Raw genomic sequence first — 20,335 nt, forward strand, 5'->3', positions numbered from 1 at the left:
CGCCAGGGCCCTCGTGTCCTGGCCCAGAAACCAGTGATGCCGATGGTATCGCTGGTTTTTTTAATAAAATCGGCCGTTAGAGCTTATCTTTAAAGCGCGGGTAGCTATCATTTTCGAATTGAATGTTGGGGAAAACATGCAGTACAAGTACAGACAAAGCGTTCTTGCGCTGTGCCTCGCGGTGATAGTTGCACACAGCGCCGCGCATGAATCAGCCCCCACCGCCAGGCAGCCAGCGAAGGCGCAGCCAGCCGCCAAAAAATCCCCATTGCCTGCACGCAAGCCTGGCTTGTGGGAGGTGACGGTGCGCAGCGACGATCTGGTTTTAAAGCGGGCGGGTCAGGCGCCGCAGCGGCCACTGACTGTCCGGCAATGCACCAGCCCCGAAGCAGAGCCGGTAATGTTGACATCCATCATGCCTGGCCAGGACGACTGCCATGAACTCAATGTCTGGCGGCGCGCCCAAGTGGCGGGTTACAACATCAACACTGTGTGCTACGTACACGACAACCGGTTGAGCGCGCAGATGGAGCTGCTGGGCGACTTGCAGTCCTCTTACCACGGCACGTATAACGTGAAGTACCCCCAGACGCCTTTTAACAACACGGGCCGCATGGTGTTTGAAGGCCGCTGGCTGGGCGCGTGTTCAGCCAGTCAACGCCCCGGCGATATGGTGTTGCCCAATGGCGTGACGGTGAACGTGGTGGATGACCGCAAGCGTGCGGAGCACCCTGGCCACAGCCACAGCCACAGCCACAGCCACAGCCACAGCCACAGCCACGAAGGACACAAGCACTGACCGAGCGTAGCGGAGCACCAGCCGCGGCCCGCCTTGATGCCATGGCCTCGAAACACGGGACGGTGTCGTAGCCTGCTTATTGGCTGATCTCTAGCATCACTACGTGCCCTTGTGCGGCAGGCCACGTTTGGCCGGTGACGCGCTCGCCATTGAATTCCGCCGTGATTGATCGCAGCCCGCCAGCAGGCTTCACTTTGGCGGTGGCCGCACCGGCGCCCGCAGGCACGCCGGCTGGCGGTGCATCATCCAGCAGCATCTTGTCGCGCGCCGGGTCCAGATAGCCGCGTGGGCGGTTCATTGTCGCAACGCTTTCGGCGCTTTTGTCGGCGTCGGCGATGCGCTCGGCGCGCAGGTGGATGAGGTTGCTGCTGCGCGGAAAGCCGCTGCGGTAGATGTGGGTGGTGGCGTAGCCGGGGGCGGTGATCACAAACTCGATGGGCGAGCCGGTGGGGACGGCCAGTGGCCCCCATTGGCCATCCGCTCCCACTGTTTTGCGCAGCAGGGCATTGCCCGTGCGGGTGCCGGTGGCGGGGTCGGTGGCATACACCTCCAGCTGCGCGCCCGCCAGGGGCAGGTTGTTGCTGAAGTTGCCGGTCTTGGGGTCTGCAGAATCCACGCCCAGGCCCGTGACCTTGCCGTTCAGTACCACGGATTTTTCGGTCGCAATGTTGGTGCGTGCTGGTGCCTTGCCGGTTATGAAGCGATAGGTGGCTTCAAACGCCGCGGGGGAGTACGACGTCTCGCGGTGGTCGATGCGCGGGATGACTACGTTGGTGGCGCCTTTGAGTTCGGGGCCTGCTGCGGTCACGTGGGTGGGCGTGCCTTTCTGGCCGATCCACAGGCCGTCGGGCTGGGCGAACTTGTCGTTGTTGTCCGAGCGGATGGTCATCCACTGCACGGGGCCGCTCACTTCGTCACCCGCTGCATTTTTGGGGGCGTTCAAGGCGGTGAGGAAGGGGCCGGTGCCCGAGAACTCGTTGCCTTCGCGCACCCCAGGGGTCGCCCACACGCCGTGGTTGGGCGTGCCGCCCAGGATGGCGTGGCTCACCGTCTTGTTGCCGCCGCCGTTGTCAATGTAGTTGCGGATGGCATTGCCGCCGCGCGAGTTGCCGACCAGCACCACCTGGCTGGCGCTGGTGGCCTTGAGCACCTTGTCCACTTCGGCCTTGAGGTAGGCCATGTGTTCTGCTGCAGACGTGCGGCCCGCCTGGGGCTTGGCGTCCTCATCGCGCGCCAGGGGGTAGGGCACGTCGATGGCGTGCAGGCGCTCGCGGGGCCAGCCGTTGGATTCGAACCGCCAGACGGTGGTCTGCCACAGCGCGGCAGTGTCGCCATTGCCATGCACAAAGACGATGGGCGGCGCCTCGGCCAGGCTGGGGCTCTGGGTGGCGCAGCCTGCCAGCGCCAGGCTGGCGGCCGCAGCGGCTGCCAGCAAGAGGGACCGGCGTGGCAACAGGAATGGGTGATTCATGGGGGGCTCCAGAAAGCAAAAATGCCCGTGGACTGCGAAATCCACGAGCATCGTTAGTGGGTGTGACGCGGCTGCGTCAGTTCACATCAGGCAAACACGCCCGCGGTGTCTTGCATGCGGGCCGACACTTCACCCAGGTGGTGCAGCGTGTCGCCAAAGGTCACTTCCAGCTGCGTGAGCTTCTTGAAGTAGTGGCTCACGATGTACTCGTCCGTCACGCCGATGCCGCCATGCAGTTGCACGGCCTGTTGGCCCACAAAGCGCATCGATTGGCCCAGTTGCACCTTGGCGCGGGCCATGGCGGCGCGGCGTTCGGCGGCGGGGGCGCCGAGCTTGAGGCTGGCGTAGTAGCTCATCGAGCGGGCCAGCTCCAGCTGCATCTTCATGTCCGCCACGCGGTGGCGCAGCGCCTGGAAGCTGGCGATGAACACACCGAACTGCTTGCGCTGGTTCATGTATTCGACGGTGATGGCCACGGTTTTGTCCATCACACCCACGGCCTCGGCGCAGGTGGCGGCGATGCCGGTGTCCACGGCCAGTTCCAGCGCGGCCAGGCCATCGGTGGTGATGAGCGTGGCGGGGGCGTTGGTGAACTTCACCTCGGCGGCGCGGCTGCCGTCTTGTGTGACGTAGCCTTGGGTGGTCACGCCAGTGGCGGTGCGCTCGACCAGGAAGAGGGCGGTCTTGCCGTCCAGTTGGGCAGGCACGATGAACGCATCGGCCTTATCGCCGGCAGCTACTACGCTTTTGATAGCTGTCAGTGCATATCCATCTTGCGCTGGGGCCGCTTTTGCCTCGCAAACATCCAGGCGGTATCGCGCCTTGCGCTCCTGCTGGGCCAGTACCACCAGGGCTTCACCACTGGCCACGCGGGGCAGCCAGGCCGATTGCACGTCGGCGGGGGCGTAGTGCGACAGCACGCTGCTGGCCATGAAGGCCTGGGCAATGGGCTCCAGCACGATGCCGCGGCCCAGTTCTTCGGCCACCACCATGGCGTCGATGGCGCCCTGGCCCATGCCGTCGTGGGCCTCGGGCACGGTCAGGGCGGTCAGGCCCAGCTCGGCCAGCTCGCCCCAGGCGGCGCGGTCAAAACCGCCAGCGGCCACCGCGGCGCGGCGGCGCTCAAAGGTGTAGCCCTTGTCCACCCATTTGCGCACGGCGTCGCGCAGTTGTTCCTGGTCGTCAGAAAAATCGAAATCCATGTTCTTGTCTCCTTAGCCCAGAACCGTCTGCGCGACGATGTTGCGTTGAACTTCATTGCTGCCACCGTAGATGGTGGTCTTGCGCAGGTTGAAGTAGGTCGATGCCAGCGGCGCATTGGCGGTGACACCGCCAGGGAAATCGCCCTGCCAGCCAGCTTCCATGGCCTCTTCGATGAAGGGCATGGCAAAGGGGCCGGCGGCCAGCATCATCAGCTCGGCGTAGCGCTGCTGGATCTCGCTGCCCTTGATCTTGAGCAGGCCCGCGATGTCGAGCGAGTTCTTGCCCGACTTCTCGGCCGACAGCACGCGCAGCACCAGCATTTCCAGGGCGACGATGTCCACTTCTAGCAGCGCGATCTGGTCGCGGAAGCGTTGGTCGTCCCACACGCCTTCGGTCTTGGCGATGCGCTTCAAGCGTTCCAGTTCGCGCTTGCTGCGGTTCACGTCGGCGATGTTGGTGCGCTCGTGGCTGAGCAGGTGCTTGGCGTAGGTCCAGCCCTTGTTCTCTTCGCCAATCAGGTTCTCGGCAGGCACCTCGACGTTGTCGAAGAACACCTCGTTCACCTCGCACTCGCCGTCCAGCAGCTTGATGGGGCGCACGGTGACGCCCTTGGACTTCATGTCCAGCAGCAAGAAGGAGATGCCGGTCTGGGGCTTGCCCTCGGTGCTGGTGCGCACGAGGTTGAACATCCAGTCGCCATGCTGGCCCAGGGTGGTCCAGGTCTTTTGGCCGTTGACGATGTACTTGTCGCCCACGCGCTCGGCACGGGTCTTGACGCTGGCCAGGTCCGAGCCCGAGCCCGGTTCGCTGTAGCCCTGGCTCCACCACACCTCGCCGCTGGCGATGCCGGGCAAGAAGCGTTTTTGCTGCTCGGCGTTGCCAAACGCCATGATCACCGGCGCCACCATCACGGGGCCGAAGGGGATGATGCGCGGCGCACCGGCCAGCGCGCACTCTTCTTCAAACAAGTGCTTTTGCACGGCCGTCCAGCCGGGGCCGCCAAACTCTTTGGGCCAGCCAAAACCCAGCCAGCCTTTTTGACCCAGAATCTTGGCCCAGCCCTGCATGTCTGCGCGGGTCAGGCGCAAGGCGTTGTGGACCTTGTGAGAGATTTCTTTGGGCAGATTGGCGTGAACCCAGGCGCGAATCTCTTCGCGGAAGGCCTGCTCTTCGGGGGTGAATGCGAGATCCATGCGGTGCGTCTCCTAGTGATTGCGCATTTGTAGCACGGTCGTTCGTTTTACTCCTGTCCGGGTGGCGACATTGGACTGAACTCAGGGGGAATGCCCAGCTCGGCGCACAGCCGCTGCACGGTGTTGCGCAGGCTCGCCACTTCGGCCTCCAGGGCGTCCACGCGGGCCTGCAATGCGGGCGATGGGTTGGAGCCCGCACTGCCTGCGGGCGCATGGCTGGCAGTGGTGTCTACCGGCCCGCACATCAAGTGCGCCCAGCGCTGCTCGCGGGCGCCGGGCGCGCGGGGCAGTTGCACGACCAGCGGGCCACCCTTTTCGGCACTGCGCTCCTGCAGCTCGTCCAGAAAGGCTTCGACCGACGAAATGTCCGCAAACCGGTACCAGCGCTCGGCGTTGATGCGCAACTCGCCCGCCGTCTGCGGGCCGCGCAGCATCAAGAGGCCCAGCAGCACGGCCGACTGCTCGGGCACGCCCACGCCACGCTGAAAGTTGTGCTCCCAGCGCGTGGTGCGGTTGCCGCTGCTTTCAAACGCCAGGGTCAGCAGCTTGAGCGAATCCAGCGCCTCTTGCGCCTCGGCGTCGCTGAGGTTTATCACCGGGTCGCGGCTGGTCTTCTGGTTGCAGCCGGTTAGCAGGCCGTTGAGCGACATGGGGTAGCTGTCGGGCACGGTGCGGGCTTTTTCCATCAGCGTGGCGAGCACGCGGGCTTCGTGGGGGGTGAGGGGGCGGATGGCGGGGTCGAAGGGCACTGGGATAATCCGTGGCAATTTATGAAGAACATCGTCATTCTGATCTCTGGCGGCGGCTCCAACATGGCCACCATCGTCCGCACCGCGCAACAAGAGAACTGGGCACAACGCTACGGCGCCCGCGTGGCGGCCGTCATCAGCAACAAACCGGATGCTGCGGGGCTGGTGTTTGCACGCGAGCAGGGCATCACCGCCGAGGCGCTGGACCACAAGGCCTTTGCCAGCCGCGAGGCGTTCGATGCCGAGCTGGCCGCGACGATTGACCGCCACCAGCCCGTGCTGGTGGTGCTGGCCGGGTTCATGCGCATCCTGACGCCAGGGTTTGTGGCGCACTACGCCGGGCGGCTCATCAACATCCACCCTTCGCTGTTGCCCGCTTTTACCGGGCTGCACACGCACCAGCGTGCCATCGACGCGGGCTGCAAGTTTGCGGGCGTGACGGTGCACCAGGTGACGGCCGAGCTGGATGTGGGCCCCATCCTGGACCAGGCCGTGGTGCCGGTGCTGCCGGGCGACACCGCCGAGACGCTGGCGGCGCGGGTGCTGACGCAGGAACACGTGATCTACCCCCGCGCCGTGCGGGCGCTGGTACAGGCCTTGTAGCCTGGGCGCGTTGGGCGGTGGTGTGGCGGGGGTTGGGTGGGCGCCCTGGGAGGGTTGTTCCGCCGTCGCCATGATTGCTATCAAATGTGGAGCTGCTAGCGATTATGGGATAAGCGCTAGCGGCTATTTTTATCTAAATCTTTCCAGTCGCTGTTATCGCGGGGGCTTCTGGCGCACGCAGCTCGTCAACTGACGGGCGAATCGCACTGCGCGGCCAGAAACCCTGCGGCGGCGGCCGACTTGGTCGCCGTCCATCCGTGTGTTGTCAGGCCACCGCGTTCAGGCTGCTGGCGTTGGAGGATGTATTCCAGCCATTGGCGGCCCTTTCGTACTGGTGCCGGGCAAAGTCGGTCAGCCGCGCCAGGTCATTGCGTTGGCCGGATTCCTTCGCCTTGCTGCTGCTCGTCGAGAGGGTCGAGGTGGTCGAGGCGGTGCTGGTCATCTGCTGGGCCTGGCTGGTCAGCTGGTCGATGAAGGCCTTTGATTCGCTGGCACTGAGGGTGGCGTCACCGTTGGTGTCGATAGCGCTGAACAGTTCAGTGATCGCGTCCTGCTCCTCCACGCTGGTGCTGCTGGTGCTGTTGCTGCTCGCGCCGGCCAGCCGCTCGGTGAGCGAGACCTCTCCATCTTCGTTGGTGTCCAAGGGGTCGTAGGTGGTGGCGCTGTTGGATGCCGCACCCGTACCGCCTGCGCCACCTGCACCGCCTGGGCCCCCAGGGGGTGGTGGCATGCCGCCCGTGGCCTGCATGCCACCACCTGTCTGGCCCGTCTCCCCCGCAGTGCCTGAGGGGCGGCCTGCGTCGAATTCGGCCTGGGTCAGGCTGCCGTTGCCATCTGCATCGAGCTGGCTGAACAATTTGTCGCTGCTGGTCTCTGTCTGGCTGGCCGTGCCGCCCGACATGGCCTCCAGCAGTGCCTGCAACTCGGTCTTGCTCACGGCGCTGTCGCCGTCGCTGTCCACCTTGCCAAACAGGTCGTCGCCAGCTTTGCCTGTGGCGGTGTCGCTGTCGGCGCTGCCGCGCGATTGGGCGAATGCCATGGTCGACGGCGGCGGGGGCAGCACGCCTTGCATGGTCTTGCCCAGCTCGTCGGCATTGAGGCTGCCGTCCCCGTTGCTGTCGTACTGGGTGATCAAGTCTGCGGCGCTGGTTGTGGTGCTCACGCCCGTCTTGGTAGAGACATCGTCCAGCAGCCCCTGCAACTCGCTGCTGTCTACGCCGCCGCTGCCGTTGGCATCTATCTTTGACAGCAGTCGTTCCGACATTTGCCCGGGGCGCATGGCCCTCTGGACACTTGCACTGGACCAGGCACTGCTGACGCTACTGATGGTCGTCATCGTCGTTCCTTTCGTTCCATGGGTAGGCCAGGGGCTGGGCTCCCGGAGCGGGGGCTGGCAGCGCTAGAGCCTGTGCGCGGTCTTTCCGTCGAAAAGGGCGTGCGCAGACTCCAAGGCCCGAATCCATTCTTGGGCGCGCATGTCTCTGTGGTTTGTCCGCTTTGTACCAAGCCCGATACAAAGGGCGCCCACAAGGCCTGAACAGGGGGGCAAATGCCCGTCAGATTGTTGCCAGTGCGCTGTGGGCGCTGCCTAAACTCAAGGGCCAAAGCCCTCTATTTTTTAGCGCACGCAGGCCCATGCAACATATCCTGGTGGTGGACGACGATGTCGAGATCACCACATTGCTCACCCAATACCTCACCCGATTTGGCTATGCCACCCACGCCGCGTGCGACGCGCAGGCGATGCGTGCCCAGATGGCCGCGCACCCCATCGGCCTGGTGGTGCTGGATGTGATGCTGCCTGGCACCGACGGCATCACGCTGGCCCGCGAGCTGCGTGAGCGCTCGCGGGTGCCCATCATCATGCTCACGGCACGGGCCAACCCTTATGACTGCGTTCTGGGGCTGGAGATGGGCGCGGACGACTACATGGGCAAACCCTTTGAGCCGCGCGAGCTGGTGGCACGCATCCAGACCGTGCTGCGCCGCACGCGCGGCGATAGCGCACCGGCTCCCCAGGGCCCCGATGAAGTGGTGCGGTTTGATGGCTGGACGCTGCACAGCATCGAGCGGCACCTGGTGTCCCCCAAGGGCGTGGTGGTGCCCCTGTCGAACGCCGAGTTCCGGTTGCTTTGCACTTTCTTGCGCATGCCGCGCCGCGTTTTCAGCCGCGACCAGCTCATGGAGCAGGCCCGGGGCCGGGCCATGGATGCGTTCGAGCGCAGCATCGATTTGCTGGTCTCGCGCCTGCGCAGCAAGCTTGCGGATGACCCGCGTGCACCGTCGATGATCCGCACCGTGCGTGGTGCTGGCTATCTGTTCCACGTGCAGTCGTTGCAAGGTCAGGTGGGGTGGCCGTGTTGATCGGCGAGCGCTTGCGCGCATGGGGTCAGCGCTGCGTGCCCGACACCTTGTTTGGCCGGCTGGCGCTGCTGCTCATCGTGGCCGTGATCGTGAGCCATGTGCTGGCGCTGACGCTGATGTTCGAGCTTCGTCCGGCCTTCCCCGGGCATCCGCCGGGCCCGCCGCCGCCCGGGCAAGGGCCGGGGTTCTGGAGCGCGCCACCCTCGCTGCACTTGGGTCTGTTGCTGGACATCGGCGTGCGACTGGCTGCTCTGGTGGCGGCGGCCTGGTGGGCAGCGCGCTGGCTGTCGCGCCCCATGCACCGGCTGGCCACGGCGGCGCAGGAGCTCGGGCGTGACATCGAACGCCCTGCACTGCCTGAGGATGGCACCCTTGAATGCCGTGATGCCAGCCGCGTCTTCAACCAGATGCAGGCGCGTATTCGCCAGCAACTGGCCGAGCGCGACCGGTTTGTGGCCGCGGTGTCGCACGACCTGCGTACGCCCCTGACCCGGCTGCGCCTGCGTACCGAAAGCCTTGGCGACCCATGCGCGCAGCAACTTTTTCGCCGCGACATCGCCGAGATGGACGCGATGATCGCGTCGACACTCGACTACCTGCGCGGCGTGGCGGACGCCGAAGCCTGGGTGCTGCTGGATGTGCAGGCGCTGGTGGAAAGCATGGCCGATGATCACCTCGCCATGGGCCACCAGGTCACCGTGACAGGGCATGTCTTGCCCCGGTGGCTGCAGGCCACTGCGTTGCGGCGCTGCCTCGACAACCTGGTGGGCAACGCTGTCCGCTATGGCGGGAGCGCCGAGATCGGCCTTCGCGATGAAAACGACGCGCTGGTGATCGAGGTGCGCGACCACGGGCCTGGTCTGCCGCCGGCTGAACTGGAGCGGGTGATGAAGCCGTTTTATCGGGTGGAGGCATCACGCAACCGCCAAAGCGGTGGGGCCGGGCTGGGGCTCACCATTGCCCGCGACATCGTGCGCCGCCACGGTGGGCAGCTTGTATTGCGCAATGCCGAAGGCGGCGGGCTGGTGGCAACCGCCGTGTTTCCGCGTCCACAACCACACCCACGGCCGTAGATGGTTTGAGATCGTGAACACGTTCTAAGGCCAGACGTCCTTACCCTGCGTGCGCGTCGTCTCCACACGGCTCGAATCGCGGCCGCTTCACCCCGTCGATGACCACCTGCTCCCCAAACATGGCGGCAGGGCGCACCCATAAGCCGCGCTGGCCATACAGCGCGCGGTAGAGCGTCATGGGCTCCAGGGTCTCGCTGTGGCGCACGGTGTCGATCACCTCATACAGCATGCCTTTGTAGTGGCGGTACAGCCCTGGGGGTGTGTAGATGAGTGCTGGCAGGTCGTCGTCGGTCATGGTGGGCAGGTGTGTTTGGAGGGTGGTTAGTATGGTGGCCGGCAAGGAACAATCAAAAATGGGGAGGGTCGCCCGTGGATCAGGCAGATTTTGTGCACTTGGTACGCATGAGCGAGCATGCCAGCGCGGACAACAGCCGTGCGTACCGTCGCAGCGTGGCTGTTTTTGCCGCGCTGGGTTATGCGTGGGTGCTGGGCTGCCTGGCGCTGGCCATCGGTATTTTGATGTGGGTGGTGCCCCAGCTGCTGCAGGGGCGGATCCGGATCGCGCTCGTGTGGCCGTTGCTCGGTGCGTTGGGGCTTTTGTGGGTGAGCCTGCGCGCCCTGTGGGTGCGTTTTGAGGAGCCCACCGGCGTAGAGGTCACAGCGCTGGAGGCTCCCGAGCTGTTTGAAGCCCTTGAGCGTATTCGCCGAAAAATCAAAGGGCCGGCCATCCACAAGGTCACGCTCAACGATGAGTTCAATGCCAGCATTCAGCAGTTGCCCCGGTTCGGCTTGTTGGGCGGCGCCGTCAACCATCTGAGTATCGGGCTGCCTCTGCTGATGGCGCTGGACCGGCCGCGTTTTCTGGCCGTGCTGGCGCACGAATATGGGCACCTGCGCGGCGATCATGGGCAGTTTGCCGCCTGGATCTATCGCACCCGGCTTTCCTGGATGCGGCTGAACCATAGTCTGGCAGACGATGAAGGGCCCGTGGGTGCCGCCACGCAGGCATTCATGCGGTGGTACTTTCCCCGGTTTTCTGCCAAGACATTTGCCTTGGCCCGGCAGGACGAATACGAGGCCGACCGTATCGCCGGCAAGTTGCTGGGCCGGCAGGTCGCGGCGGCAGCCCTGGCCGAGATTGAAATCCGTGGCGCCTGGTTGCAGGCCAACTTCTGGAGCCAGCATTGGTGTGCGGCGGCGGGCAACCCGCTGCCCGTGGGGCCATATCGCAGCATGCGCCGCCGCCTGGCAGAACCGCCTGATGCCGCGTTTGCCAATGATGCGTTGCGCCAGGCGCTCAAGCGGATCAGCAGTGTGGACGATACCCACCCTGGCTTGCGCGACCGCATGGAGGCGCTGGACGCCGTGCCCACTGTGCCTGACTGGTCTCGCGGCACCGCCCTGGGCCTGCTGGGGTCGGATGCCAAGCGCTGGGTCAGCCACTTTGACAAGCAATGGTGCCGCGACAATGCAACCCAATGGAAGCAGCACCACGCCTGGCTGGAGCGGGTACGCGTGCGTATCCAAACCCTGGGTGAAGCCACCGCGCAGAGCAATGCGGTGGAGCTGGTGGAGCTGGCACGCCTGAAGCGTCACCTTGACCCGCGCGCTGATGTGCGCGCCTTGTTTGAGCTGGCGCTGGAGCGCAGCCCCGAGCACCCTGCCGCTTTGCGAAGCCTGGTGTCCTGCCTGCCTAATGAAGACCGCGATGGCAAACTGGCGCTGCTGCACCGGTTGTGGGACGCTGGCAGCAGTGACCGCTACTGGGCGGCACGCACTGCTTTGGCCGAGCTGGAAACACCGCGCCTAGGGATGGATCACGATGCCGCCGCCTTCAAGCAATGGCGCAAGCGGTTGGATCGCGCGCAGGAGTCGGAAGAGCGGGCCTGGGAGGAGCTTTCGGGCACATCTTTCTTTAGCCAGATCGCTCGGCATGACCTGAGCTCGTTCGAGCTGGCCGAGTTGCAATCGGAGTTGGCACGCTGCGCACCGCTCACACGCTGCTGGCTGGTACGCAAGAACCTGCGCGAGCATCCGCAACGCCGGGCCTATCTGGTGTTTTTTGAATTGCCGGGTCTGGACGATGAAAGGCGCTACCACCTGTGCCGCACCCTGGAGCGTAACCTGTGCCTGCCCGGCCCCGCCGTTGCTCTGTGGGCTGGTGAATCGCCTACCTTGCAGGAGATCGGGCGTTCGGCGTTCGAGCCCGTCTATACGCGGTAAGCCCGTGGCCGTTGCTGCAGTAGCCTGCCGGGTTTGACGGCGCAGCAGACCACAGTGGGACAATCGGGGAATGCATCCCAAAGTCCTTCTCGACGCCTGCGCTGAACTCGTCAGGCTCACTCTCACTTTTGAACACCCGGCCGATGCCGTGGTGTCACGTTTTTTCCGCGACAACCGGGGCCTGGGGCCACGCGAGCGGGCCACGCTGGCCGAGACGGTTTACACCGTGCTGCGCAAGAAGCTGCTGTTTGACCACATGGCACCCTCGGGCTCGGGCCCCAAGGAGCGCCGCCTGGCCATTTTGGGGTTCTATGGCCCCCGCGACTTCCTCAAGAGCGCGCTCACCGACCAGGAGAGAAACTGGCTCGACCAATGTGATGCGGTCCAACCCGACGATCTGATGGAGCGCCATCGCCATAACCTGCCCGAGTGGCTGGTCAAGCCCCTCAAGGACCAACTGGGCGAAGGTTTCTGGCCGCTGGTGGAGAGCCTGGCACACAGCGCACCGCTGGACCTGCGCGTCAATGCCCTCAAAGACAAGCGCGCCGATGTGCAAAAGGAACTGGCCAAAGCGGGCATCAAAGCCAGCCCCACGCCCTATTCGCCGTGGGGTCTGCGCATTGACGATAAGCCTGCCTTGACCAAACTCGACGCCTTCACACGCGGTGCCATCGAGGTGCAGGACGAGGGGTCGCAATTGCTCGCGATGCTGCTGGACGCCAAGCGTGGCGAAATGGTGGTGGACTTCTGTGCGGGCGCAGGGGGCAAAACACTGGCCATTGGCGCCACCATGCGCAGCACGGGGCGGCTCTATGCGTTTGACGTGTCGGCTCACCGGCTCGACGCCCTCAAACCCCGCCTGGCCCGCAGTGGCCTGTCGAACGTGCACCCCGCAGCCATCGCACACGAGCGAGACGACCGCGTCAAGCGGCTGGCAGGCAAGATCGACCGGGTGTTGGTGGACGCACCCTGTTCAGGTTTGGGGACGTTGCGGCGCAACCCTGATCTCAAATGGCGCCAGTCCGCCAAGTCCATAGAAGAGCTGGTGGCCAAGCAGACCGCCATTCTGGACAGTGCGGCCCGCTTGCTCAAACCCGGCGGTCGCTTGGTCTATGCCACCTGCAGCATCTTGCCGCAGGAGAACGAGGCCATTGCCGAAGCCTTCAGTGCCTCACATCCCGAATTTGAATGGCTGGATGCAGGCGATCTGCTGGAGCAACTCAAGGTGGAGGGCGCCAAGGGCTTGTGCAGTGGCGGTGCATCAGGCAGTGGTTATTTGCGTTTGTGGCCCCATCTTCATCACACCGACGGTTTTTTTGCTGCGGTGTGGGCCAAAAAAGCGTGAAAGGCTTCAGTTGGTGAGTGTTGATGCCACAAGGCGCAAAAAACCGGTGAAATGCCGTGTGATAACGCCTTGTGGATCACGACGGCATCTCTAAAATAGAACACCTGCGGTATTGGTAGGCAGGGTTTTTGTAAGGTTTTTTTGATTATGTTGTTACCCGACTGGGCTGTGTTGAATGCCGCCATCGATTGGCTGGGCCATGGTCTGTGGCACCTTTCGTGGTGGCAGGTGGTGCTGTACACGCTGGCAACCACCCATGTGACCATCGCGGCCGTCACGATTTTTCTGCACCGGGCGCAAGCCCATAGGGCGCTCGACCTGCATGCCATTCCTTCGCATTTTTTCCGCTTCTGGCTGTGGATCGGCACCGGCATGGTCACCAAGGAATGGGTGGCCATCCACCGCAAGCACCACGCCAAGTGCGAAACAGTGGAGGACCCCCACAGTCCCCAGACCCGGGGCCTGGACACGGTGATGTGGCGGGGGGCGGAGCTGTACCGCGCCGAGTCCCAAAACATGGAAACCATCAAGAAGTTCGGTCACGGCACGCCCGATGACTGGATGGAACGCAACGTCTACACCCGCTACGGCTGGCAAGGCGTGGGTCTCATGCTGATCCTGAATCTGGCCCTGTTCGGTGCCCTGGGCGCCGCCGTGTGGGCCGTGCAGATGCTCTGGATTCCGTTCTGGGCGGCCGGTGTGGTCAACGGCGTGGGCCACTACTGGGGCTACCGCAACTTCGAGGCGCAGGACGCCAGCACCAACCTCTCGCCCTGGGGCATCATCATTGGTGGCGAAGAGCTGCACAACAACCACCACACCTACCCCACGGCGGCCAAGTTTTCGGTCAAGCCGTACGAGTTTGACATCGGCTGGGTCTACATCAGCCTGATGAAGAAGATCGGTTGGGCCACGGTCAAGAAGGTGCCGCCCAAGCTGCAATTGGGCGATGTGAAGCCCGTGGCCGATGGAAAAACCCTGGAAGCCCTGATTGCCAATCGTTATGAGGTGATGGCGGGCTATGCGCGTGGTGTTCGCCAGGCGTGCAAGGAAGAAATCGCCGCCTTGCAGGCGCGCCAGGCCGATGTTTCGGTGCTCAAGGCCGCCAAGCGCTGGCTGCACCGTGACGCCGAGAAGGTGCCCGCCGTGGCCTTGCCGCAGTTGGCGCAGGCCCGCGCTGCGCATCCGGCCCTGGACAAGATGGTGACCATGCGCGAAGAACTGCGCCAGTTGTGGCTCAACACCTCGCAATCGCGCGAGCAGCTCACGACCGATTTGCAGGCCTGGTGCCGCCGGGCCGAGGAAAGCGGTATTGCGGCCCTGCGTGAGTTCTCCATTCGCTTGCGTGCTGCACGGGCCTGACGAACTCGGTTTCCCCAAATTCGTCCAAGCCGCTGCAGGGTCTTTAGCCCGCAGCGGCTTTTTCGTTTGGGGGGCGCTGCGGATTCGATGGCAGCGCTGATAGGGTTGGGGCCGGGTTGATGGTCCAGAAACCGCCCTCAGGTCGCTTGCATTGGCCAGCGAAGCAATCCCGCGCATCCTCCTCGTTGTGCACCCCGGGATTCGAATGGAGTGATGCTCAACATGCCCTCGAAACGTAGTGGCCCCGTCGTGTCATCTGCGCTCACTCAGACACAAAAAAGCCGCCGAGCTTAACGCCGGGCGGCTTTTTTGGGGGGAAAGGCGCTGAATTACTTCAGCTTCATTTCCTTGTATTCCACATGCTTGCGAGCTTTTGGATCAAATTTCATGATCAGCATTTTCTCGGGCATGGTCTTCTTGTTCTTGGTCGTGGTGTAGAAGTGACCGGTACCCGCAGTGGATTCCAGCTTGATCTTGTCGCGTCCGCCTTTGCTTGCCATGGTGTTTCTCCTTAAGCCTGGCCACGTGCGCGCAGGTCTGCGAGCACAGAATCAATACCGTTCTTGTCGATCAGACGCAGACCAGCGTTGGAGATGCGCAGACGCACCCAGCGGTTTTCGGTTTCGACCCAGAAACGGCGGTATTGCAGGTTCGGCAGGAACCGGCGCTTGGTTTTGTTGTTGGCATGGGAAACATTGTTCCCCGTCATGGGCTTCTTGCCCGTTACGTCGCAGACGCGTGCCATGTGGACACTCCGATACTTTTTAACGGCCGTTTGCGGATACCCAGAGATGATTTCCCTGGGGTCGCTGGCGGCCTCACCTCGCCAGAAAGGGTGGCGGTAACCCGATTTGCTTGAATGACCCGGCCACGACAAACCGTGGCCGAACTCAGCAAAGCCGCAGATTATAGCCTGCGCCCTTTCAGATCATCAAGCCCCTTGTTCGAGAAAACGCTGCGCATCGAGTGCGGCCATGCAGCCGGTGCCAGCGCTGGTGATGGCTTGGCGATACACGTGGTCCTGTACGTCGCCTGCGGCAAACACGCCGGGCACGCTGGTCTGGGTGGCAAAACCTTTGAGGCCGCCCTGCGTGATGATGTACCCGTTTTCCATGGCCAGCTGACCCTGGAAAATCTCCGTATTGGGTGCATGCCCAATCGCAATAAAGCAGCCCTGCAGCGTAATGTCCTGGGTGCTGCCGTCCTGCGTGCTCTTGATGCGGATGCCTGTCACGCCCGTGTTGTCGCCCAGCACCTCGTCCAGGGTGTGGAACAGCTTGAGTTCGATCTTGCCCGCAGCGACCTTCTCGTTGAGCTTGTCCACCAGGATGGGCTCGGCCTTGAACTTGTCGCGGCGGTGCACCAGCGTGACCTTGCGGGCAATGTTCGACAGGTACAGCGCCTCCTCGACGGCTGTGTTGCCGCCGCCCACCACGCAGACATCCTGCTCGCGGTAGAAGAATCCGTCACACGTCGCACAGCCGGACACGCCCTTGCCCATGAAAGCCTCTTCCGAGGGCAGGCCCAGGTATTTGGCCGATGCGCCAGTCGCCAGGATCAGTGCATCGCAGGTGTAGGTGCCGCTGTCGCCGGTGAGCGTGAAGGGGCGCTGGCTGAAATCGACCTTGTTGATGTGGTCAAAGATGATCTGGGTCTTGAAACGCTCGGCGTGTTCCAGAAAGCGCTGCATCAGGTCCGGGCCCTGCACGCCATGTACGTCGGCAGGCCAGTTGTCCACCTCGGTCGTGGTCATCAGCTGGCCGCCCTGGGCCATGCCGGTGATGAGCACGGGGTTCAGGTTGGCGCGGGCGGCATAGACAGCCGCTGTGTAGCCTGCGGGGCCAGAGCCAAGGATCAGAACTTTCGTGTGTTGGGTGATGGACATGGTAAAAGCCTGTGTTTTGCGCCCGCCACATGGGGCGCTGTTGGGAAAGCTGGGGATTGAACCGACGAGTATCAACCGGACATCGCGCCGGTGGGTGGCCCTATTTTCAATCACGGCGATTGTAAGAACCCATCAATCCCCAGGTCCCAATAACCCGCCGAAGCGCGCGTCGGGGCGCCCCAAGAGAGGAGATGTCTGAATGTCGACCATGTTGTTGTCCAACCTGGACCTGTTGCGCCGGGTGCCTTTGTTCTCTTTGCTCACGGTGGCCCAGGCCGAGGTGATCAGTGGTGCCGTGATCAAGCAGCGTTTCAAGCGCGGCGAGGCGCTGGTGGCGCAGGGGCAAAAGTCGGACGCGCTGTTCATTTTGCTCACGGGCCGTGCGCGGGTCATGACCTCCGACAGCCGGGGGCGCGAGGTGATTCTGGCCACCTTGGCGCCGGGGGACTATCTGGGCGAGATGAGCATCATCGACAACCAGCCCCATTCAGCCACCGTGCGGGCCGAGGTGCAGACCGATGTACTTATGCTTGGGCGCGCGGAGTTTGCCCGCTGCCTGACGGAGAACGCCTCCATGTCGCTGGTGGTGATGCGGGGCCTGGTCAAGCGGCTGCGCCATGCCGATCGCAAGATTGAATCCCTGGCGCTGCTGGATGTGTATGGCCGTGTGGCCCACGCCTTGCTGGAATTTGCTGCGCCCGACGCCCATGGCCAGCGGGTGATCAAGGAAAAAATATCGCGCCAGGACCTGGCCAAAATGGTGGGCGCTTCGCGCGAGATGGTGAGCCGGGTGATGAAGGATCTGGAGGAGCGCGGCTTCATTGAGGCCTTGCCCAACGGGGCCACCTTGCTCAAGGACCGCCTGAGTGCTCTGGGCTGATGGCGCGGTTTGGTAACAGTTTTGTACACGGTAATCCCCTTGGGTGCATGGGGTAAGCTCGCCCGGCACGCATATGACCTATTCCCTCAATACCCTGAACGCATCGGCAGCGGCCAAGTCGCCGCCGCGCACGGGCGCTGCCCGTTTTGGCCATGAAATCGGCCTTGTCGTGGGGCTCTTGGCCCTGGTTTTCTGGTTGCTCGCGCTGGTGAGCTACTCGGCGCAAGACGCCGCGTGGTCCACGTCGGGCGCCAGTGACACCCGCATGGTGTCCAACTGGGCGGGCCGTTTGGGTGCGTGGCTGGCCGATGGCAGCTACTTCGCGCTGGGGTTTTCGGTGTGGTGGTGTGTGGCCGCAGGTATTTGCGCCTGGTTGTCGTCCCTGGCACGCTGGATGCGCGCTGGTGATGTCGCCCCCGGTGCGTCCAGCCCGGCGGTGCGTCGGGCGATTTTCTGGGTCGGCCTGGTGGTGCTGATGTGCTCCAGCACGGCGCTGGAGTGGTCGCGGTTGTACCGGTTTGAGTCCTATTTGCCCGGGCAGGCCGGGGGGGTGCTGGGCTACGTTGTGGGCTTGGCCAGCGTCAAATGGCTGGGGTTCACGGGCTCTGGCCTGGTGGCGATCGTGTTGGCCGTGGCGGGCGCAGCGCTGGTGTTTCGCTTTTCCTGGGGGCACGTGGCTGAAGTGGTGGGCGGGCGCATTGATGCGCTGGTGCAATCACGCCTGGCCAGGCGCGAGGTGGCCAAGGACGTGGCCGTGGGTCGCAAGGCCGCACGCGAGCGCGCGGTGGTGGTTCTGGAAGAACGCACCGAGAGCGAAGAACACCATCCGCAACCGGTGCAGATCATTGAGCCGGTGCTGGTGGACGTGCCGCAGAGCACCCGCGTGGTGAAGGAGCGCCAGAAGCCCCTGTTCACCGAGATGCCGGACAGCAAGCTGCCGCTGGTGGACCTGCTCGACGGCCCGCTGCAGCGCCAGGAAACGGTGGCGCCCGAGACGCTGGAGATGACCAGCCGCCTTATCGAGAAAAAACTCAAGGACTTTGGCGTGGAAGTGCGCGTGGTGGCCGCCATGCCTGGCCCGGTGATCACACGCTATGAGATCGAGCCTGCCACGGGCGTGAAGGGCTCGCAGATCGTGGGCTTGGCCAAGGACTTGGCACGATCGCTGAGCCTAGTGTCCATCCGCGTGGTGGAAACCATTCCGGGCAAGAACTTCATGGCATTGGAGCTGCCCAATGCCAAGCGACAGACCATCAAGCTATCTGAAATTCTGGGCTCGCAGGTCTACCACGAGGCCAAGAGCATGCTCACCATGGGCCTGGGCAAGGACATCGTGGGCAATGCCGTGGTGGCTGACCTTGCCAAGATGCCGCATGTGCTGGTGGCCGGCACCACGGGCTCGGGCAAGTCGGTGGGGATCAACGCGATGATCCTCTCGCTCTTGTACAAGGCCGAGGCGCGCGACGTGCGCCTGTTGATGATCGACCCCAAGATGCTGGAAATGTCGGTCTACGAGGGCATTCCGCACCTGCTGGCGCCCGTGGTCACCGACATGAAGCAGGCCGCCAATGGCCTGAACTGGTGCGTGGCCGAGATGGAGCGCCGCTACAAACTCATGTCCAAGCTGGGCGTGCGCAACCTGGCGGGCTACAACGTCAAGATCGACGAAGCCAAGGCCCGTGAGGAGTTCATCTACAACCCCTTCAGTCTCACGCCCGAAGAGCCCGAGCCGCTGCAGCGCCTGCCGCACATCGTGGTCATCATCGACGAGCTGGCCGACCTGATGATGGTGGTGGGCAAGAAGATCGAAGAGCTGATTGCCCGCCTGGCGCAAAAGGCGCGTGCTGCCGGCATCCACCTGATCCTGGCCACCCAGCGCCCCAGCGTGGATGTGATCACCGGCCTGATCAAGGCCAACATTCCCACCCGCATTGCGTTCTCGGTGGGCTCCAAGATCGACAGCCGCACCATCCTTGACCAGATGGGCGCCGAAGCCCTGCTGGGCATGGGCGACATGCTCTACATGGCCAGCGGCACGGGCCTCCCCATACGCGTGCATGGCGCCTTCGTGTCGGACGAAGAAGTACACCGTGTCGTCAGTTACCTCAAGCAACAAGGGGAGCCGGACTACATAGAAGGCGTGCTCGAGGGTGGAACTGTGGATGGTGACAGTGATCTGTCAGGGGAGGGCGGCGGCGACGGGGGCGAAAAGGACCCGATGTACGACCAGGCCGTCGAAGTGGTGCTCAAGGACCGCAAGGCCAGCATCTCGTACGTGCAGCGCAAGCTGCGCATTGGCTACAACCGGTCGGCGCGTTTGCTGGAAGACATGGAAAAGGCCGGTTTGGTGAGTGGCCTCACCACCAGTGGCCAGCGCGAAGTGCTGGTGCCCGCACGCAACGAATGAGCGCATGCGGCCCCGCCGCCAGCACGCCCCTATTCACAGGAGAAATGTCGTTGAAAAAAATAGCCACTGCAATATTGATAGCTGCTTGCGCAGGCGCAGCAAGCGCTGACGGCCTAAAAAGCCTTGAGTCTTTCATGAAAGGCACACAGGCAGGTCGCGCAGACTTCACGCAGACAGTGACGGCCCCGCCCAAGGACGGCCAGGCCGCGCGCACCAAAACATCCACAGGCAGCTTTGAGTTCCAGCGGCCCGGGCGCTTCAAGTTTGTCTACAAAAAACCATTCGAGCAGACCATCGTCGCGGATGGGCAATGGCTGTGGCTGTATGACGTGGATCTGAACCAGGTGACGCAGCGTTCGCAGTCCCAGGCCTTGGGTTCCACGCCTGCAGCGCTGCTGGCCTCCGCTCCTGACCTGTCGGCATTGAAGGCCGAGTTCACGCTTGCAGCCGCCCCGGACCAGGATGGTTTGCAGTGGGTGCTGGCCACCCCCAAGGCCCGCGACGGGCAGCTCAAAAGTGTGCGTGTCGGCTTCGCGGGGGACCAGTTGGCCGCCCTCGATATTCTCGACAGCTTTGGCCAGCACTCGCTGATCCGGTTCAATGGCATGCAGACGAATGCCGCCTTGCCGGCGAGCACCTTCCAGTTCAAGCCGCCCGCCGGGGCGGACGTGGTCAAACAATAGGGAAATAGGGAAATAGGGAAATAGGGAAATAGGGAAATAGGGAAATAGGGAAATAGGGAAATAGGGAAATAGGGAAATAGGGAGCCAGAGGGCCG

At 63.6% G+C, this 20,335-nt stretch carries 19 protein-coding genes; 10 read left to right on the forward strand and 9 right to left on the reverse strand.

Features of this window, described 5'->3' with window-relative positions; genetic code table 11:
• Positions 1–136: 136 nt before the first annotated feature.
• Positions 137–799, forward strand: coding sequence for a DUF3617 domain-containing protein (locus KI609_RS06235; RefSeq protein WP_226448206.1), 663 nt, complete (start codon positions 137–139; stop codon positions 797–799).
• A 76-nt stretch (positions 800–875) separates the two neighbouring features.
• On the opposite strand, the gene KI609_RS06240 is transcribed toward KI609_RS06235, so the two are convergent.
• The 4 genes from KI609_RS06240 to KI609_RS06255 all read right to left on the reverse strand — a co-directional run bounded on the left by KI609_RS06240 (position 876) and on the right by KI609_RS06255 (position 5,415).
• The gene (locus tag KI609_RS06240) at positions 876–2,270 is read right to left on the reverse strand and encodes an alpha/beta fold hydrolase (RefSeq protein WP_226448208.1); all 1,395 of its coding nucleotides are present in this window, start codon (positions 2,268–2,270) and stop codon (positions 876–878) included.
• 86 nt (positions 2,271–2,356) lie between these two features.
• Positions 2,357–3,472, reverse strand: a complete 1,116-nt coding sequence (locus KI609_RS06245; protein WP_226448210.1) for an acyl-CoA dehydrogenase family protein — start codon at positions 3,470–3,472, stop codon at positions 2,357–2,359.
• Between the two features lie 12 nt (positions 3,473–3,484).
• Complete coding sequence (locus KI609_RS06250) at positions 3,485–4,666, reverse strand: acyl-CoA dehydrogenase family protein (protein WP_226448213.1); 1,182 nt, start codon at positions 4,664–4,666, stop codon at positions 3,485–3,487.
• Positions 4,667–4,713: 47 nt separating this feature from the next.
• The gene (locus KI609_RS06255; protein ID WP_226448215.1) at positions 4,714–5,415 is read right to left on the reverse strand and encodes a YceH family protein; all 702 of its coding nucleotides are present in this window, start codon (positions 5,413–5,415) and stop codon (positions 4,714–4,716) included.
• A gap of 21 nt (positions 5,416–5,436) precedes the next feature.
• Here KI609_RS06255 and purN point away from each other — a divergent pair, with 21 nt between their 5' ends.
• Positions 5,437–6,018, forward strand: a complete 582-nt coding sequence (gene purN / locus KI609_RS06260) for a phosphoribosylglycinamide formyltransferase (protein WP_226448217.1) — start codon at positions 5,437–5,439, stop codon at positions 6,016–6,018.
• A gap of 265 nt (positions 6,019–6,283) precedes the next feature.
• Here purN and xopAW read toward each other — a convergent pair whose 3' ends face one another.
• The gene (gene xopAW, locus KI609_RS06265; protein ID WP_319003128.1) at positions 6,284–7,354 is read right to left on the reverse strand and encodes an EF-hand domain-containing protein; all 1,071 of its coding nucleotides are present in this window, start codon (positions 7,352–7,354) and stop codon (positions 6,284–6,286) included.
• Between the two features lie 299 nt (positions 7,355–7,653).
• Between xopAW and KI609_RS06270 the strand changes: the two genes are divergently transcribed.
• Together KI609_RS06270 and KI609_RS06275 are read left to right on the forward strand one after the other, a co-directional pair.
• Complete coding sequence (locus KI609_RS06270; protein ID WP_226448221.1) at positions 7,654–8,382, forward strand: response regulator; 729 nt, start codon at positions 7,654–7,656, stop codon at positions 8,380–8,382.
• Entirely contained in the window at positions 8,370–9,455 is a 1,086-nt protein-coding gene (locus tag KI609_RS06275; protein ID WP_226448223.1) for an ATP-binding protein, read from the forward strand. The genes KI609_RS06270 and KI609_RS06275 overlap by 13 nt, the downstream gene beginning before the upstream one ends.
• 40 nt (positions 9,456–9,495) lie before the next feature.
• Here the strand turns inward: KI609_RS06275 and KI609_RS06280 are convergent, their stop codons facing one another.
• The gene (locus tag KI609_RS06280; protein WP_226448225.1) at positions 9,496–9,750 is read right to left on the reverse strand and encodes a DUF1653 domain-containing protein; all 255 of its coding nucleotides are present in this window, start codon (positions 9,748–9,750) and stop codon (positions 9,496–9,498) included.
• Positions 9,751–9,824: 74 nt separating this feature from the next.
• Between KI609_RS06280 and KI609_RS06285 the strand changes: the two genes are divergently transcribed.
• The 3 genes from KI609_RS06285 (at position 9,825) to KI609_RS06295 (ending at position 14,385) form a co-directional block, all read left to right on the forward strand.
• Positions 9,825–11,678 (forward strand): M48 family metallopeptidase, encoded by a 1,854-nt coding sequence (locus KI609_RS06285; RefSeq protein WP_226448227.1) that lies wholly within the window; start codon positions 9,825–9,827, stop codon positions 11,676–11,678.
• A gap of 70 nt (positions 11,679–11,748) precedes the next feature.
• Positions 11,749–13,023, forward strand: coding sequence for an RsmB/NOP family class I SAM-dependent RNA methyltransferase (locus tag KI609_RS06290; protein ID WP_226448229.1), 1,275 nt, complete (start codon positions 11,749–11,751; stop codon positions 13,021–13,023).
• Positions 13,024–13,170: 147 nt separating this feature from the next.
• A complete protein-coding gene (locus KI609_RS06295; protein ID WP_226448231.1) occupies positions 13,171–14,385 on the forward strand; it encodes a fatty acid desaturase in 1,215 nt (404 codons plus the stop codon).
• Positions 14,386–14,714: 329 nt separating this feature from the next.
• On the opposite strand, the gene rpmG is transcribed toward KI609_RS06295, so the two are convergent.
• From rpmG to trxB, 3 genes are all read right to left on the reverse strand, one after another.
• A complete protein-coding gene (gene rpmG, locus KI609_RS06300; protein ID WP_008904999.1) occupies positions 14,715–14,885 on the reverse strand; it encodes a 50S ribosomal protein L33 in 171 nt (56 codons plus the stop codon).
• 11 nt (positions 14,886–14,896) lie between these two features.
• The gene (gene rpmB / locus KI609_RS06305; RefSeq protein ID WP_086913134.1) at positions 14,897–15,130 is read right to left on the reverse strand and encodes a 50S ribosomal protein L28; all 234 of its coding nucleotides are present in this window, start codon (positions 15,128–15,130) and stop codon (positions 14,897–14,899) included.
• Positions 15,131–15,316: 186 nt separating this feature from the next.
• Positions 15,317–16,270 carry a thioredoxin-disulfide reductase gene (gene trxB, locus KI609_RS06310; RefSeq protein WP_226448233.1) on the reverse strand — a complete coding sequence of 318 codons (954 nt, stop codon included), beginning with the start codon at positions 16,268–16,270 and terminating at the stop codon, positions 15,317–15,319.
• A 199-nt stretch (positions 16,271–16,469) separates the two neighbouring features.
• Between trxB and KI609_RS06315 the strand changes: the two genes are divergently transcribed.
• From KI609_RS06315 to lolA, 3 genes are all read left to right on the forward strand, one after another.
• Positions 16,470–17,150, forward strand: coding sequence for a Crp/Fnr family transcriptional regulator (locus KI609_RS06315; protein ID WP_226448235.1), 681 nt, complete (start codon positions 16,470–16,472; stop codon positions 17,148–17,150).
• Between the two features lie 73 nt (positions 17,151–17,223).
• Positions 17,224–19,557, forward strand: a complete 2,334-nt coding sequence (locus KI609_RS06320) for a DNA translocase FtsK (RefSeq protein ID WP_226448237.1) — start codon at positions 17,224–17,226, stop codon at positions 19,555–19,557.
• Between the two features lie 50 nt (positions 19,558–19,607).
• Entirely contained in the window at positions 19,608–20,240 is a 633-nt protein-coding gene (gene lolA / locus KI609_RS06325; RefSeq protein WP_226448240.1) for an outer membrane lipoprotein chaperone LolA, read from the forward strand.
• The last annotated feature ends 95 nt before the right edge of the window (positions 20,241–20,335 follow it).

The sequence above is a fragment of the Acidovorax radicis genome (assembly GCF_020510705.1).
In the GTDB taxonomy this organism is placed as follows: domain Bacteria; phylum Pseudomonadota; class Gammaproteobacteria; order Burkholderiales; family Burkholderiaceae_C; genus Acidovorax; species Acidovorax radicis_A.